The organism is Actinopolymorpha sp. B9G3, assembly GCF_040120725.1.
Taxonomy (GTDB): domain Bacteria; phylum Actinomycetota; class Actinomycetes; order Propionibacteriales; family Actinopolymorphaceae; genus Thermasporomyces.
In genome coordinates, this window is the sequence record NZ_JBEEAB010000072.1 from 1 (window position 1) to 1,537 (window position 1,537).

Consider the following 1,537-nt stretch of genomic DNA (forward strand, 5'->3'; position numbering starts at 1 on the left):
TGACCTTGAAGCCTGCGTCTTCTAGTCGTGCTTCGGCGACTGCTTGGCTTTCGCCGAGGACTTCGGGGACTTCGATGAGGCCGCTGGAGTAGTAGACGGTGATGGTGGAGCCTTCGGGGGCGGGGGTGCCGGGGGCGGGGTCGGTGGTGGTGACGGTGCCTTTGGGTTCGCTGGAGCGGGGGTCTTCTTTGGTTTCGACTGTGAAGTTGGCTGCTTCGAGTTGGGTTTGGGCTTGGTCGACTTGTTTGCCGGTGACGTCGGGGACGTTGATGGTTTTCTTGCCGGAGGAGACGGTGATGTTGACGGTGTCGCCGACTTCGACTTCGGCGCCGGGGTCGGGGTCTTGGGCGATGATCAGGCCGGTTTTGCGGTCGCTGGGTTTGTCCTGGACGGTGCCGAGTTCGAGGCCGGCGTTGGCGAGGTCTCGGCGGGCTTGTTCTTCGGTTTTGCCGATCAGGGTGGGGGTGGGTCGGGTTTCGCCTTGGCCGTCGCCGGTGAGGGCGTTGAGGCCGATGAACGCGGCGACGCCGAGGACGAACAGGATCGCGGCGATCAGCATGGCGTAGGCGATTTTGCGGCCGCGGTCGGGTGGGTCGTCGTCGTCGGGGTGCCATTGGTGGGTGGGGCGGGGGTCGTAGGGGGGTGGTGGTTGTTCGTCGTTGGCGGGCATGAACCGGGCGGTGGCGTCGTCGGCCATCATGGGGGCGGCGACGCGTTGGCCGGACAGGCCGCGTTCGATGTCCTCGCGCATCTCGGCTGCGGACTGGTAGCGGTCGAGTGGTTTCTTCTGGAGTGCTTTGAGGGTGATCGCGTCGGCGACCGGGGACACCTCGGGGTCGAGCATCGAGGGTGGGCGGGGTTCTTCGCGGACGTGTTGGTACGCGACCGAGACCGGGGAGTCGCCGACGAACGGTGGCCGGCTGGTCAGCAGTTCATACAGCAGGCAGCCGGTGGAGTAGATGTCGCTGCGGGCATCGACCGATTCGCCGCGGGCCTGTTCGGGGGACAGGTACTGGGCGGTGCCGATCACCGCGGCGGTCTGGGTCATCGTCGCTGAGGCATCGGCCACGGCGCGGGCGATGCCGAAGTCCATCACCTTGACATCGCCGTTCGGGGTGAGCATCACGTTCGCCGGTTTGATGTCACGGTGCACGATCCCGGCCCGGTGGGAGTACTCCAGTGCGTCGCAGACATCGGCGGTGATCTCCAACGCCCGCTCGGGCAGGATCCGCCGACTCTCCCGCAACACATCACGCAGCGTGCGGCCCTCGACATACTCCATCACGATGTACGGCACGTTCATGCCATCGGTGATCTCCTCACCGGTGTCATAGACCGCCACGATCGAGGGATGGTTCAACGCCGCCGCCGACTGCGCCTCCCGCCGAAACCGCGCCTGAAACGTCGGATCAGAAGCCAGATCAGCCCGCAACGTCTTCACCGCAACCGTCCGACCAAGACGCCGATCAATACCGATACGCACCTCGGCCATACCCCCGTGACCGAGCACCTCGCCAAGGTCATACCGACCGCCGAG

General features: G+C 65.7%; 1 protein-coding gene. It reads right to left on the minus strand.

The window, feature by feature from the left end; all coding sequences use genetic code 11:
* The coding region (pknB, locus tag ABNF93_RS34610) for a Stk1 family PASTA domain-containing Ser/Thr kinase (protein WP_349332493.1) at positions 1-1,537 on the minus strand (1,537 nt) is incomplete at both ends.